Annotated in this window: 10 protein-coding genes; 3 read left to right on the top strand and 7 right to left on the bottom strand. The window is 48.6% G+C overall.

The window, feature by feature from the left end; all coding sequences use genetic code 11:
* Positions 1-175: 175 nt before the first annotated feature.
* The 4 genes from B5E67_RS01695 to B5E67_RS01680 form a co-directional block, all read right to left on the bottom strand.
* Positions 176-1,504, bottom strand: coding sequence for a transposase (locus B5E67_RS01695; RefSeq protein WP_143405366.1), 1,329 nt, complete (start codon positions 1,502-1,504; stop codon positions 176-178).
* Positions 1,505-1,758: 254 nt separating this feature from the next.
* Positions 1,759-3,099, bottom strand: coding sequence for a phage/plasmid primase, P4 family (locus B5E67_RS01690; RefSeq protein WP_087382145.1), 1,341 nt, complete (start codon positions 3,097-3,099; stop codon positions 1,759-1,761).
* On the bottom strand, positions 3,096-3,698 hold the full coding sequence (locus B5E67_RS01685; protein ID WP_087382142.1) for a CHC2 zinc finger domain-containing protein: 603 nt from the start codon (positions 3,696-3,698) through the stop codon (positions 3,096-3,098). The genes B5E67_RS01690 and B5E67_RS01685 overlap by 4 nt, the downstream gene beginning before the upstream one ends.
* A 428-nt stretch (positions 3,699-4,126) precedes the next feature.
* A complete protein-coding gene (locus tag B5E67_RS01680; RefSeq protein WP_087382139.1) occupies positions 4,127-4,582 on the bottom strand; it encodes a hypothetical protein in 456 nt (151 codons plus the stop codon).
* 114 nt (positions 4,583-4,696) lie between these two features.
* Here B5E67_RS01680 and B5E67_RS01675 point away from each other — a divergent pair, with 114 nt between their 5' ends.
* The 3 genes from B5E67_RS01675 to B5E67_RS01665 all read left to right on the top strand — a co-directional run bounded on the left by B5E67_RS01675 (position 4,697) and on the right by B5E67_RS01665 (position 9,522).
* Positions 4,697-4,915, top strand: a complete 219-nt coding sequence (locus tag B5E67_RS01675; protein ID WP_087382136.1) for a helix-turn-helix transcriptional regulator — start codon at positions 4,697-4,699, stop codon at positions 4,913-4,915.
* A gap of 160 nt (positions 4,916-5,075) precedes the next feature.
* Positions 5,076-5,918 carry a helix-turn-helix transcriptional regulator gene (locus tag B5E67_RS01670; protein ID WP_158098834.1) on the top strand — a complete coding sequence of 281 codons (843 nt, stop codon included), beginning with the start codon at positions 5,076-5,078 and terminating at the stop codon, positions 5,916-5,918.
* 577 nt (positions 5,919-6,495) lie between these two features.
* Positions 6,496-9,522, top strand: coding sequence for a DUF4268 domain-containing protein (locus tag B5E67_RS01665; RefSeq protein WP_087382131.1), 3,027 nt, complete (start codon positions 6,496-6,498; stop codon positions 9,520-9,522).
* Between the two features lie 114 nt (positions 9,523-9,636).
* On the opposite strand, the gene B5E67_RS01660 is transcribed toward B5E67_RS01665, so the two are convergent.
* From B5E67_RS01660 to B5E67_RS15365, 3 genes are read right to left on the bottom strand one after another with little or no spacing between them, the layout of a single operon-like run.
* Positions 9,637-12,927 carry a DEAD/DEAH box helicase family protein gene (locus B5E67_RS01660; RefSeq protein WP_087382128.1) on the bottom strand — a complete coding sequence of 1,097 codons (3,291 nt, stop codon included), beginning with the start codon at positions 12,925-12,927 and terminating at the stop codon, positions 9,637-9,639.
* Between the two features lie 20 nt (positions 12,928-12,947).
* Positions 12,948-13,754: an LPO_1073/Vpar_1526 family protein gene (locus B5E67_RS15370; RefSeq protein WP_143405365.1), complete on the bottom strand. Its 807-nt coding sequence runs from the start codon at positions 13,752-13,754 to the stop codon at positions 12,948-12,950.
* On the bottom strand, positions 13,751-13,969 hold the full coding sequence (locus B5E67_RS15365; RefSeq protein WP_143405364.1) for a hypothetical protein: 219 nt from the start codon (positions 13,967-13,969) through the stop codon (positions 13,751-13,753). The genes B5E67_RS15370 and B5E67_RS15365 overlap by 4 nt, the downstream gene beginning before the upstream one ends.
* Between the last annotated feature and the right edge of the window lie 5 nt (positions 13,970-13,974).

Genomic DNA, 13,974 nt, shown 5'->3' with positions numbered 1-13,974 from the left:
CCCAAAATGGGAACAGCCACTTCAATCATAAAAATATGGGTCGGTGACTCGCCGACCCCTTTCTGGCAGGATGAGGGTGTCGTGAAGCGGAGCTGTTGACAAAAGGGCTCCAAAAGATCATCAGCCCCTTCAGAAGAAGGTTTTCACGCAAAAGAAAAAGGCCGGATTGCGGCCTTCACACCAGTCGTATTAAGTTCATAGCGCATGCAGACAAGAGGCATTGCTCGGTTACTCGTTCAATGCCTCGTTTGTATGTCCACCTTAAATTGTGCTCTGATTTCTGGTGGGAGAAATTGCCTTCGCACCAGATCTTCCGCAGTCTCAGTGCAGCAAAGTATTCTGGTGTGTTCAGATTTTTCATCTGCTCCTGCCTGGCTTCTTCATGCATCAGGCGCTCAATGAGGCGGCTATTTTTGGAATTACCCATGCACTGTTGTCGGCATGGACAGCTGCTGCAGTCTTTCTTTGCAGCCAGATATCTCTTCTTTTGGCTTTTCTTGCTATAACAAGAATATTCCAATATTTTTCCTTGTGGACAGACATAGAAATCTTTTTCTGAATTGTAGTTGAACGCCTCCGGTTCAAAGCCAGTTGTGTGAGAAGAAGCATTGTTGGGCTTTCTCTTTTTGGGAATATATGTTCGAATCCCGCGCTTTAACATGGCATCATACACTTCGCTGTTGTCATAACCAGCATCCGCGCAGATGGCTTCTGTTTTAAAGCCAAACTTATCAATCTGTGTTTCCAGTCGACTGGTATGAGGTGTGCAGTCATTGACATTCCCGGGCGTAACGAAAACATCTGTAATAATACCACATTCAGCATCACTGGTCTGGTGGTTCAGATAACAGAAAGCGTTGGGTTTTCCTGGACGATTCATAAGTCCTGATTCCGGATCAGTGGTACTCTTAATAATAGTTTTGGTCTTTTCTGGATATGTGACAGCTTCATCCAGCAGACCTGCTTCCAGAGCTTCCCGGTCCAGCTTTTTCACATACTCAGAAGGCGTGTCTGGAACCTCGATAACTTCCCGTTTTTCCTTTGCCGCATTTGCAAGAATGTGTGTAGAATCTGTCAGCAGAAGCTTTCCTGATACCAGTCCAGCAGCCATACATTTGCGGACAACTTCGTCAAAAATATCTTGAAACAGGGTTGTCTTCCCGAATTTTCGGCGTCGAAGCTGAGAAACGGTAGAATGATCCGGAACAGGCTCGTCAAAGTCGATTCCCAGAAACCAACGGAAAGCGATATTTATTCGAACTTCCTGCTCCAGCTTCCGCTCAGAAGGAATACCGTACAGGTATCCCAAAAGGAGCATTTTTACCAGAAGCACAGGATCAACGGAAGGTCGTCCCACTTTGGCGTATAGCGGTTCAACGATATCGTAAATGAAGCTGAAATCCACACACTGCTCCAAATTGCGAAGGAAATGACTTTCCGGCATCAGTTCCTCCAACGTCAAAAAGGTCATTTTCAGTTGTTTGCTGCCGTCTCGTCTCATCATACGCTTCACACTCGTTTTTTCTTTATTGTACCATGGTTCAGATGATAAAGCGAGATTTCAGAGTTTGTCAACAGCTCCGAAGCACGACATCCATCTGACTTGGAGCGTTTTAACTTGGTTGTGACCAATTTGGTCACAACCACTTCAAGGGAGTAACAAACGGTTACGCCCTTTGAAGCCTTTCGCCGGATGCGTCTGTACGGGCCTCGTACATACGTACATAGCGAAAAGGCCAAGTTCTCCCATATACAGTTTTATCCCCAGGGGGAAGCGGGCATCTCAGGCCGTACAAGTGCCTCAATTCCCAGATAGCCCCATACGCGGCGGCCTGCCGAGTTGGCGACATTGTTGGTGTGCTCCAGGTTGTATTTTTTCAGGTTGGCAATCACGGCATCGCTGAAGCTCCGGGCTTTCAGGGCTACCAGGTTGTTCTCTTCACACCACATCTTATAAATGGTATAGAGGTCTTTGGAGCTAATGCAGGCATCTGCCTTGAGCCGGATATAGTCCTCGGCCTCCATGAAATCGAAGAAGTTGTTGTTGTCCCGCTTGACCAGCTCCCGGTTCTGCCGGGCGCGGTCACTCTCAGTAAACTTGAAGCCGTTCCTGACCAGACGCTTCAACCCCTCAAAGGCCCACAGGAAAATCCCCTCGGCCTCGGCGGCCATCTTTTCGGCGATATCCGGGTCATCCACTCGGTCGGCGGGCTTGTCCTTGGTGGTCAGGACCAGCTGCCGCCGGTAGAAGCCGTCGCTTCGGTCGTACAGGGCTTGCAAATCTCCGTTGCTGAAGGCCAGCAGACGGGCATACATCCAGCCCTGGTAGCTCTGCTTACCTTTACGCTCCAGGTCCATCTGCCCCTGGGCAGTGACAATGGATTTGACGTAGTTGGTCTGCCGCAGGGCTTCCATCCGCATATCGTCATCCACACAGAGCAGGATGTGCTCCAGATCGGCCCGAGCAAAACGGTTCTCGGAGATTTTGCCGATGCTGCCGTCCTTCATATTGGTGCCGAACAGCCTGGACAACACCACGCCGATCTGACTCTTGCCTTCGCCGCCCCGTCCCTTGATTACCATCATCCGCTGTCCCTTATTGCTGGGGATGAGGCAGTACCCGATAAATTCCTGGACGGTTGGGATATCTTCCGGGTAGAGCAGATCAGACAGGAACCGCAGCCAGTGAGTGGGCTGGGTCGCTTTGGGATTGTACCGAACCGGCAGCCGGTTGCGGACCACTTCCGGTTTACCCTCCTGAAAACTGCCGTTCAAGTTCAAGGTACCATTGGCCAGGTGGATGCAGTTGGTGACTGGCCGGAAGTCCTCCACCTGGGCGGAGAGCTTCAGAAGGTCCAGAATGCTGCCCACTTTGCGGGCTACGTTGTTGCTGGCGTAGTCCTTCAGTTCCGCGTAGATGGTACTCCGCAGAGGCATCTCATCCGTTACCCGGCCATCTTCGGTAAAAAAGAAACCATTGCAGAAAACAATTTTGTGGGTTGAAATGAAGGTTTCACAGAAAACAGATTCGTTGATCCGGAATCCTTCTTCCAGCCAGACCGGGTCCTTGTAGCTGGGCCAGTATTTATTTTTCTTCATGCAGCCTCCTCTCTGTCCAGGGTATTGAGGCGGGATTCGACCATCGGCAGAAGCTGACCATCCAGCAGGCGCTTGGCAGCGGCTACCTTCTTGGAGGCAGGGCCGAAGGCCAGGCAATCAATGAGGTCGTCTACAACGGCCATCATGTGCAGAGCCTCTACAAAACGTTCGTCCAGCGGTTCCTCCGGGGAGAGGGGAGCGAACTCTGTCTGCCACTGAGTCAGCAGGTCGCGGTAGTCGTGAAGGACCCTGAGACAGTAGAAGATTTCCTCTTTTAGAGTGTCTGAAGGAGCCGCGGCTGGCTTGGGCAGAGAGATTGCACCGGATGGGGGCTTGTCCGGGCTGAGTCCGAAGTCCTGGGCCAGCTTCCGTGCTGCCTGGAAGCTGCTGAGGCCAAACAACTGGGCGGTAAGGTCGATGACATCGCCGGTGGCGCCGCAGCCGAAGCAGTAGTAATAGGTGTCGTTCAGCTTCATGCTGGGAGTATGGTCCTCATGGAAAGGGCATCGAACCATCCAGGTGGTCGTGGTAGGCAGACCGTACAGGGCTGCAGCCTGCTTGACAGTGACGGATTCCTTTACAGTTTTAAAAAGATTCATTTGTATCTCGCTATTCTAGTACCTTATGGGCAAGTATTCGGTACTTCGTCGGATCGTGTTGATAGAAGGAGTAGGTATACCCTGTTGCGAGGTACACCTACTTTTGTGTTTGGATTTGGAGCTCGGCCGGTCCAACCAGGTGCGTAACGTTTTGTTCCGTACCTCCTTTTTTAAAAGACTTTGCCGGTCTCCCTCATCGCTTCTGACAGGCAACCGCTCATTTCTGAGGGCGCTGTGCCATCCCTTTCAGGCGCTCGCTCCGGGTGGAGGTCGTCGCGGTTTGGGCGGTGAGGACGGTCATTCACTTATCAGCGAAGGCTATTATAGCAGGAAAATTTCGCTTTCTTGATTTTTCCATAAATTTGGAAAACGGCCTCTGAAAACAAAAATTCCACGCTTATGGAAAAGCGTGGAATTACCGATTGATTTCATTTGTTTTTGACATTGCTGGTACCGAGACCGCCAAGATTATAAATTGTTTTTTGGTTGCATCGGGCAATCCGGTATCCATAATAGGCTCCACCATGAGAATGGTCTACCAAACAGACGGCAATATCGCAGTTCTGGGCCATCCATTCGTTGCGTTTAATAATGGCCAGCTTTTTGGGTACCGCCTCCAAGAAAGGTGGGTAGAGAGAGCTGTCATACAAAGCAGGAAGCGGCTTCCGCAGGGGATAGGCAAGGACTAAGATAAGACTGATATGCTCATATTCTTTTTGCAGGCAGTGAACGGCTTCTGCCGCAGCCAGGTCAAATGCCCCATATCCTCCGCACCAAAAGGTGGTTACATCCTGGTTCTCAATCAGCTCTCGGATCAGCTGCTTTAGCCTTTGCGTAGCAGGTTCTGCATCTCGATGTCCGAAAAACGTACAAATCCTTCCCATACGGCCACCTCTTTTCTTTTTGGGGAATGATTATTTAGTGAGTCTCTTTATAGTGAGTTATTAAATATAGCCTCATTATATATAATTGACTCATCAAAGTAAAGGGGTGCAGACATGGGATATGGAAAATTGACCTTTCAGATCGAACGAATTCTGAAAGAACGCAACATCTCCAAAAATCAGATCTGCAAAGATCTGGACATTCCTCGCTCCAATTTCAACCGTTACTGTCGGAATGACTTCCAACGTTTGGACGCTGGCCTGATCTGCAAGCTGTGCTGGTACCTCAAAGTCGATGTTGGGCAACTGATCGAATACAGCGAAGATGCATGAACAGAGTACGAAGGTACTCTGTTTTTTGCTGCCGTTGGGTCTACCAAGATGTGACCATTGATTGATACCTGTTTTAGACAAAATATACCGATGAACAGGCATTTCTACACCATTCGACGAAGAAATTATGATAAAATGGGAAGAAATAGGAGGTGAATCGATGCAGATTAAACTGACCACGGGAGAACGGCTCACAGATTTAAGGCGAGAGCATAACCTGACATTGGAACAAGTGGCCGAACAGACCGGTATCGTCAAGTCAACTCTCAGCAACTATGAAAACGACAGGAAACCAGACGTCAATCTGAATGCACTGGAAAAACTGGCAGCTCTATATCATGTAGATATGGGGTATCTGCTAGGGCTGACAGAAAGCAAAGATCATGTAGACACGAATCTGGCAGACCTACATCTGAGCGATCAAGCCATTGAAGTCCTGACCAGCGGGCAGATCAACAACCGACTTCTCTCGGAGCTAATTGTTCATCCTGAATTTTCCCGGCTTATGGCAGATATGGAGATCTATGTGGACGGTGTTGTGTCGATGCAGATTCGTAATCTGAACACCTTGTTGGAATCTGCCCGAACAGCTATCATAGAGAAGTACCATCCCAAGGAGGATAATACCTTACTGACCCTAAAGGCAGCTCAAATTGATGAGGATGAATACTTTGCCCGGGTGGTCAGCGAAGACGTGGAGCGCATCCTGAAGGAATTGAAAGAGGCTCATAGCAGAGACCAGGGGAGTGCTGCCACAGATGATTCTGCTGTCTCCCTCAAAGAGTATCTTGATGAACTTTCCGGGACAGAGGGCGGCGATCAGAAGTGGATTAAGATTTTCTGCAAGGAACTGCGACTGCCTTATGCCAAATTGACCGAAACCGAAAAACATTGGCTGATTCAGATCAGCCGGAAATCGGAGCTGCTGAAAAGCGGGACTCCTCAGCGGGGAAGATTTCCTAGAATGCCCCAGAGAAAGAAACATTTAAAAAAGAAAAAATAGCGCATATCTGAAACGACCGCTGCGGCGGGGATTTATATACCTTTGTTCCGCAGACAGCAAAAGGCTGGCAGTCTGTGCTTTTGGGCACAAACTACCAGCCTTTCTTTGTCACTCACGTTGCCTCGTAGAGGTCACCTTTCGCGCCAAGGGAATGGAGCGAGATAGCTCCCCTCAGCTGCCGTCTGCTGCACAAAGGTATAACACACTAGACTTTGTAACCAAAGTCGTGTGCCAACAGGGATGCTGCTCGCCCCTATTGGAAACCCAGAGCCAAAGAGGGGAGCCCCTCTTTGGAATCACCTCGGCCTTTTCGCATTCCAAATAAGTGATCGAATACTCAAAGCCCCAGTACCGGTTGCATCTGTACCAACCGATACTGTTTCTATGTCACGGCTTTCCTTACTTGCTGGGATCATTCCCAAATAGGAAGCACACTCCGCCGTATCGTTTATCAAGAGCTAGTCTACATTTCTTGCAGAACAGCACAACTTCTCATTCCATCATGTACAAACACCTTTTCAAGTTATATAATAGAGATAACTGTTGATGATTCCTGTAATCAGAAAGGGGCTTTTCCATGAAAGGTTCAGAAGCCAATTTGCTGGAATGGATGGATGGCGGAAAAAAATATTTTGTGATTCCAGTCTATCAGCGCAAATATGACTGGAAGCAGGAAAACTGCCGCCAGCTCTATGAAGATTTGAAAAAGGTTGCCCGTCAAGGCCGGGCCAGTCACTTTTTCGGCAGCATCGTCTGTTCGGTGGAAGGCAATGGCAGCAAAATTGAATACTATGTGATCGATGGCCAGCAGCGATTGACCACAGTGAGTTTGCTTTTACTGGCCATCCGCAATCTTCTGGCGCAGCAGCAGATTGTATCTAGTGACCCGAGCCTCTGCGATGAAATTCAGGATTGCTACTTGTTGTCCAAGTACTCCCATGGTGAGGACAAGTTCAAAATGCGGCTGCTGAAAGGGGACAGCGACGCCTTTAAGCGGCTGTTTGGTGAGGAAGAGGATTTCGATCTTTCCTCCAATCTGACCCATAACTACCAGTTTTTCTGTGATATGCTGCGCAAGCAGGAAGTGTCGGTGGATGATCTCTACAGCGCCATTGGACGGTTGGAAGTCATCTGCATTAATTTGGAACGGGGCGACAATGCCCAGTTGATTTTCGAGAGCCTAAACTCTACCGGTCTGGCACTGAACGAAGGGGATAAAATCCGGAATTTTGTCCTGATGAACCAGCCTCCTCGCGAGCAAGACAAACTGTATAACAACTATTGGCTGAAAATCGAGCAGTGTACCAGAGGAAAGGTCAGCGCATTTGTTCGGGATTACTTGAGCGTCAAGCGGCAGCTGACACCTTCACTGAATGCAGTGTATCAAGATTTCAAGAGCTATGCCGAAGGGAGTAATCAGCCGGTAGAAAATCTGCTGAACGATATGACTGAGTATGCCCGGTTGTATGAAAAACTCCTCACCGGCCAAAGTGGTTTGAAAGAAGCCGCACAGCTAGACCAGTGCATGGCTCGGATGAATTGGCTGGAAATTACTGTCACCCGGCCCTTCCTGATGGAAGTGCTACGGTTGAACAAAATAGGAAAGATCAATGAACAGGAGGTTTACCAGGTCTTTCGGATCGTGGAGAACTATCTGTTCCGCCGGAACATCTGCGAAGTTCCCACCAATGCCCTCAATAAAGTTTTCCTGAATCTGAATCGGGAGATTCTGCGCTATGATGGAACAACAGACTGCTACGTGGATAAGCTGATTTATGCGCTTCTGTCCAAGCGGGACAGTGGGCGTTTTCCGGATGATGAGGAATTTACCGCCGCTTTGTCTGCTAAACAGGTCTACCAAATGCGAGGCAAATATAAGGCTTATCTCTTTGAGAGGTTTGAAAACTTCGGCACTGTTGAGACCAAGGATGTGTTTAATCATCTGGCGAACAATGTGTATACCATTGAACACATTATGCCACAGCATTTAACTCCTGCCTGGACCGAAGTCCTAGGACCCCAATATGCGCAAATTCATGCTGAGTGGCTCCATCGTCTGGCAAATCTAACCCTGACCGGCTACAATCCTGACTTGAGCAACAAGACCTTTCAGGAAAAACGGGATGCTGAAAAAGGATATAAGAACAGCGGCCTGCGGATGAACCAGAGCATCGCCCAAAAAGATCAATGGGGGCTGGCCGAGCTGCAGGAAAGGAATCAGAAAATGGTAGAGCAGGCCAGAAATATCTGGTCGTATCCCTCTACTGATTACCACCCTGCCCAGCAGGAACTGGAATCCTGCACACTGGATGACGAAGAAGCAGATCTGACGGGACGTGTGCTTCAGAGGTATAGTTACCAGACTGTGGAACAGCCGGCGGCCAGCTGGACAGATATGTTTGAGTATATGGCGAAATATTTGCATCAGAAGGATAAGTCAGTTCTGTATCAGATTGCCCGCGACAGCGACTCGGATCTTTCCAGCTATGTCAGTGCTGACTCTGACAAACTCCGTACGCCTCTGAAAATCGACGACCATCTCTACATGGAAAAGAACACCAGTACTGCCACCAAGCTCGGTCTGCTACGGAAACTGTTTGCTCTGTATCAGGCGAACCCCGACGACCTAATTTTTTATCTCCGGGATTCAGACAGCGGTCAGGCAGCCGAAAGCGCCCGCTCAGATCTGCGGCTTCGGTACTGGACCTATGCTCTTCCCATAATTCAGAAACAGAATCTCCGCCGGGGTATCTTCAGCGGAGTGAAGCCCAACACCTACAATAGCCTTTCCGGCTTTTTTGGCATAAGCGGTGATTCTATTGCTTGCATCGCCAACGCTGATGGCGCTCGTGTGAGCTTCTGTTTGGGAACTTCGGATAGCACCAAAAACAAAGCGGATTTTGACAAGCTCGCCGCACACAAAAGTGAAATAGAGTCCGCCGTCGGCGTTTCCCTGAACTGGGATAGGGCCGATCAGAACAAAATGTCCTGGATTAGTTATTCTTTGATAGGGGTCAGCATTAACCATCCTGAGGATTGGCCTCGGATGGCAAAGTTCCATGCTGAGTGGAGTGAGAAACTATGTTCGGCCTTCCTGCCGATCCTGAAACCACTGACACCTAAGGAAAAACAAATGGAGGAAATTGTGGGTGACCTGCGGGAATGGGCTGTTAACCGGCAGGATATTCAGGTGAATCTGGCCCGCTCCAGCCGCAGCTATATCCGATTTACTACCCCTGACATGAGTGGAATTCTGCCTGACCTGCCGGAGAACCCTAGCAGCTGGGGCACACCCAACCATTATTTCTATGAGCTGCTCAATCCCACAGGAGCCGAACTTCGCATTAATTTTGTCATCAATGCCCATAACGCCCCAGATTCTTTCCTGGAGTTGTGCGATAAAATCAACGAATTTTATCCAGCTCCCATCCAAGTGAACGATTGGCAGTGGCGTACTCCTTTCCATACCAGTAATTTCCAGCTGCCCGATCCGCTGGATCATGATGCACTTTTATCCGGCATGGAGCAACTTTTGCAGGAGGTCTTTGCTTTCGAAAATGACCTAAAGGAAAAGTTGACTAATAAGGTGAGGGCAAAGGCATAATAGGATAAAAATCAGCCCGACAGGCGAGTTTACGATCGTCTGCCGGGCTTTTTGATGGTTGTAGAGAGTGAAAAATTTATAAAAGACAACCATAACCGTTGATTCAGAGCCTAATTAGGCTGCTGCATTAGCATTGATATGGTCAATGGCTGTTTTAACTTTGGCCCAGATGGACAGATCGGTAAAGATCTCGACAACGCTTCCCTGATCAGTAAAGGGAGGTTCCTGTAGAACAGACAAATCCTTCATGATGCCGTTTTTGACGATGTATTCTACAATTTGATTGACAAAGTAAATTTGTCGGCTGTCTAAATTAACGCCGGCCAGATATTCAGCAAATGCGTTTTTGGCGGCGTTCATATCCATGCCAACGATTTCGCGGACGAACTCACCCAAGGGTTTTTGGCCGTACTCGGCTTCATAATCCTGTTGTGTACCAATATCGCACCAGAGAACCTTTTCCAGCGCAGCAATGTCCTGCTCCGTCAGGGGAATATTGGAATGAAGCTTTGCAACCGCAGGGTTGTCCTGGTGCTGCCGAATATAAAATTCCGCTTTGGCTTTGTAGTTTTTCAGATCGTCGTTTTCTAGCTCGGCTTCTTTCCATTCGATGGAAAGAAAATTGTCAGTGAAGTTGGTATCGTAGATTTTGCCGTCATGGGGAAGGTATTTCATTAGATCCCGGAGAGATTCTCGGATGTGCTCAAACTCATTGATGCCGGCATTATCCAAATAGTCGGTGTGCAGGATTTTTTCCATCAGCTCGGACTGGGCGCGAACCTCGGGGATGGTGGAGACGCTGGCCACGGCAGTGACTTTTTTATGGAGGTCTTTGCGTGCGCGGGTATATTTCTTTCCTATAAGATAGGCTAGCTCAATCCCGTATAATAGGGCGTCAAAGCGAACCGCGCTGGCCTCATCCTGGTCGGGCAACAGCAACGGGGCAACCTCTTCTTTTAGATGAAGCATGTCCTCATAACTAAGAGCGAGATAGCTGTTGGGATCAGAAAATTTGTCTACATATCGCAGATGTTGACGAACAGCAAAATTTTCCCGGTCCAGTTCGCGCACTTTGGCGAGCATTTCTTCCACCAATTTCTGTCGGAACGGGATCAGGTCAGCAGTCTGATAAGCCAGGTCCTGCAGTTTATAGATGATCTGCGCTTTTAAATAGAAAATAGCGCTCTGCAAGGCCATCTGTCCAGGAACAGCCTTGTCCTTTTTCATGCGGAAGAAGTCGAAGTTCCCGCACAGATCGAAAATATAAAACTTATCCTTGTCTTTGCCGTCCACAAGAGCCGGGCAAAGCCGGGTGCCGCGGCCAATCATCTGCCAGAATTTTGCCTTGCTCATAACCTTTTTGAAAAAGACCAGATTCAGCACTTCCGGCACATCAATACCGGTGTCCAGCATATCAACCGAAATGGCAATCTGGGGCAGTTTTTGCGGGTCAGAAAACTCGTCGATGGCGCTTTGTGCATAGGTCATGTAGTTGTCAATGACCTTGGCATAGCCGGGCAGATGGGGATATTCCTTGTTGAAGACAGCAAGGATTTTCTCGGCATGCCGGTGATTCTTGGCAAAGAGAATGGTTTTGCCAAGTTTTTCGCCGTAGTCGATTTTCAAGCCCTTCTCCATCAAAAGGGCCAGCGCTTTGCGGATGGTATCTTCATTGAACAGCCACTCATTCAGGGCAGAGGACTCAATTCGATCCGGCATATTGCCGTCCTCATCGGTAAAGGTGTCCTCATACTCTTGTTTTTCCTCCGGCGAAAGATCATCGTAGGCGATGCCTTCCGTCAGAAACTTCAGTTTGCTCTCCACCGAGAGATAATCCACCAGAAACTTGTCCTTGACAGCCTGGGCCAGTTCATAGCCATAGGTGGGAATGCCGTTTTGCAGTTCAAACACCTCATAGGTGTTTTTGTCAATCTCGTCTTTTGGGGTAGCGGTCAGGCCCACCAGCGGAGCATCAAAATAGTTGAAGATATCACGGTACTTATTATAAATGGACCGGTGTGCCTCGTCACAGATCATAAGGTCAAAGTGTCCAACTGTGAACAGCTTGCCCTGGTCGTCCTTCACCGTGTCGATGCAGTTCATCATGGTCTGATAGGTGGAGAATACGCAGTGGGCGGTGTAGTTGTCTTTTTCCTCGCAGAGATTGGTGACCGACAGGTCAGGCAGCAGATTCACAAAGCTCCGCTTAGCCTGGGTTACCAGCGAATTGCGGTCTGCCAGGAACAAAATGTTTTTCACCCAGCCGTGCTGCAGTAAAACATCACACAGGGCAATCACCGTGCGGGTTTTGCCGGAACCGGTGGCCATGACCAACAGTGCTTTCCGGCGGTTTTGCTGCAAGGCCTGACAGGTGGCTTTGATCGCCCCCTCCTGATACCAGCGGCCGGCAATGCTGCGGTTCACTTCGATGGAGGACAGACTTGTCCGCATGGCCCGGAGGTTGAACAGCTTTTCCAGATCCCGCTTGGAATAGAAAGCGGCCACTTTCCGCTCGGAGCAGACTCCATCATCGAGATAGATGTCAAAGCCGTTGGTCAGGAAGATCACCGGCCGGCGGGCGCTCTGCCGCTCCAGGATATCGGCATACAGCTTGGCCTGCTGGCGGCCCTTGGCCGGGTCCACGCAGGTCCGTTTTGCTTCGATCACAGCCATAGGGCGGTGGGAATCATCGTACAGGACATAGTCCGCCCGCCCTTCGCCGGCGTTGTTGGGCATACCGGGCAGAACCACCTCGTTGACCCAGTCTTTGCCCTCGGTCCATCCGGCATCTTTTAGCAGGACATCAATATAGAGCTTTCGGGTTTTGTACTCGGACAGTTCCAGCGGTTTAGGGGTGTAGCTGGGCTGCTGGGCCGCCCGGCGGGCGGTCAGTTCCTGGCGCAGAGCCTGGTTTTCGGCCATCAGGGCGGCCAGATCCATTTCAGGCGCCGGGGCAGGGGAGGGGGCTGCCGGTTCCGGCCTGGCCTCCAGCAGAGCAGGGTCAAACGTTCCCGGCGTGTAGCTCTGGCCGTAGCAACAGGCCACAAAGTCCATGAAATCATAGAGATTTTCCAGGCAGAGGGCAGCCTGATCCCGGGTGACCTGGTTTTGACTGTGGGCGGTATCGTTGCCAATATGGCGTATGTAGTTCATCCGCCGCCGCAAATCTTCGCCCACCACCTTGCGGAATTCCTCTGTACTCATCAGGCTGGCCAGCCGGTCGTCATAGGGCTTGACCAGATCTTCATCCACCGAGTACATCCATTTGACGGCAAACTCCATCGCCCGGCGGCAGTGAAGCGCACAGGTCCCCGGGTCGATGGCAAAGACCCGTTCCGCCAGCACCGCCGTCTGGGCAAAGCTGCCGAACTGCGGGTCGGAAAGGAGAAAATCAAAGTTTGTCATGGAAACCACCTCATCAGGCATTACCTAACCCATATTTGAGGATTCAATTTAGGACCATTCTGAACTTCCAAATTTGTGATTGCTAGAATTACTCCAATATGCGATGGCATATAATCACCAGATAGATTTTTTATTAATTCTGGACAATTTTTTTCTACTTCATTTTTAGGAAAACCATAAGTTTTTGAAAGATGATCGATTATATCGTGTAACCCGAGTTGTAAACAGCCCAACATATTTAAATATGATATAGAATTAAAATCTGCCTTTCCAAGTAGTGAAATATAATAATTAAACTGCACTTGAAGGTCTTGGATGGTTTTTATAGTATTTGTTTGTGTCCGAGTGTAAATAAACAATAATGACAAGTAATTCAATTGCGCTTGACTTAGTAATGGAGCAATTTCAATGGCTTTGTCTATTGCGACTTTTAAAACAAGATCGTCGTTATGTTCTACTCTTTTTGCAATTAATTCAGAAAGATTTTCTAACATTTCTGAAGTTCCAAATCTTGCATAATTTTTTTGTGCCTCGTATAGAATATATTGAACATCAGGATCGGCAAAAGAACTGAAATCTTGAATGCCATGGCTTGAAATTTTTTGTATAGCTTCATTGCAAAGCTCTGTTGCTCTGATTTCGGCAGTTTCTCTTGCAATATCTTGAAGCTTCGGGAAATTTTGCATAAACAAATCTACAACCATTTGACAAGCTTGGTCAGGTGAAATGCCATAATAATTGTTTTGCTGACCAATTTGAGTTGCTGTGCTCCCAAATGCGGTTCTTTGGTTTACTTCAACATTGGAGTTTGCTGTACCGTCCATCATTTATCTTCCTCCTTAAAATTATTCTGTACACCTATTTGTGTATTGTTTTGGCCTGTGGCAGTTTGATTCACTGTATAGGTAGATGATTTTTTTGAATCGCTTTTTTTCCCTAAGAGTGAAAAAACACCTGTTATTATTGCAACTAGTACAGCGCTACAAAGGCCGATAATTGCACCTTTTATTGTTGAATCTTGCGCATTAAACCATTCTAGCATATAAA

The sequence above is a fragment of the Faecalibacterium sp. An122 genome (assembly GCF_002160895.1).
GTDB lineage: Bacteria > Bacillota > Clostridia > Oscillospirales > Ruminococcaceae > Faecalibacterium.
The sequence above is the reverse complement of the archived record's forward strand: the minus strand, read 5'-3'. Positions and strand labels throughout refer to the sequence as shown.

What these genes read in the sequence shown, in the direction of transcription:
- B5E67_RS01695 (WP_143405366.1), bottom strand. Translation starts at nt 1,504, where the DNA reads ATGATGAGACGAGACGGCAGCAAACAACTGAAAATGACCTTTTTGACG.
- B5E67_RS01690 (WP_087382145.1), bottom strand. Translation starts at nt 3,099, where the DNA reads ATGAAGAAAAATAAATACTGGCCCAGCTACAAGGACCCGGTCTGGCTG.
- B5E67_RS01685 (WP_087382142.1), bottom strand. Translation starts at nt 3,698, where the DNA reads ATGAATCTTTTTAAAACTGTAAAGGAATCCGTCACTGTCAAGCAGGCT.
- B5E67_RS01680 (WP_087382139.1), bottom strand. Translation starts at nt 4,582, where the DNA reads ATGGGAAGGATTTGTACGTTTTTCGGACATCGAGATGCAGAACCTGCT.
- B5E67_RS01675 (WP_087382136.1), top strand. Translation starts at nt 4,697, where the DNA reads ATGGGATATGGAAAATTGACCTTTCAGATCGAACGAATTCTGAAAGAA.
- B5E67_RS01670 (WP_158098834.1), top strand. Translation starts at nt 5,076, where the DNA reads ATGCAGATTAAACTGACCACGGGAGAACGGCTCACAGATTTAAGGCGA.
- B5E67_RS01665 (WP_087382131.1), top strand. Translation starts at nt 6,496, where the DNA reads ATGAAAGGTTCAGAAGCCAATTTGCTGGAATGGATGGATGGCGGAAAA.
- B5E67_RS01660 (WP_087382128.1), bottom strand. Translation starts at nt 12,927, where the DNA reads ATGACAAACTTTGATTTTCTCCTTTCCGACCCGCAGTTCGGCAGCTTT.
- B5E67_RS15370 (WP_143405365.1), bottom strand. Translation starts at nt 13,754, where the DNA reads ATGATGGACGGTACAGCAAACTCCAATGTTGAAGTAAACCAAAGAACC.
- B5E67_RS15365 (WP_143405364.1), bottom strand. Translation starts at nt 13,969, where the DNA reads ATGCTAGAATGGTTTAATGCGCAAGATTCAACAATAAAAGGTGCAATT.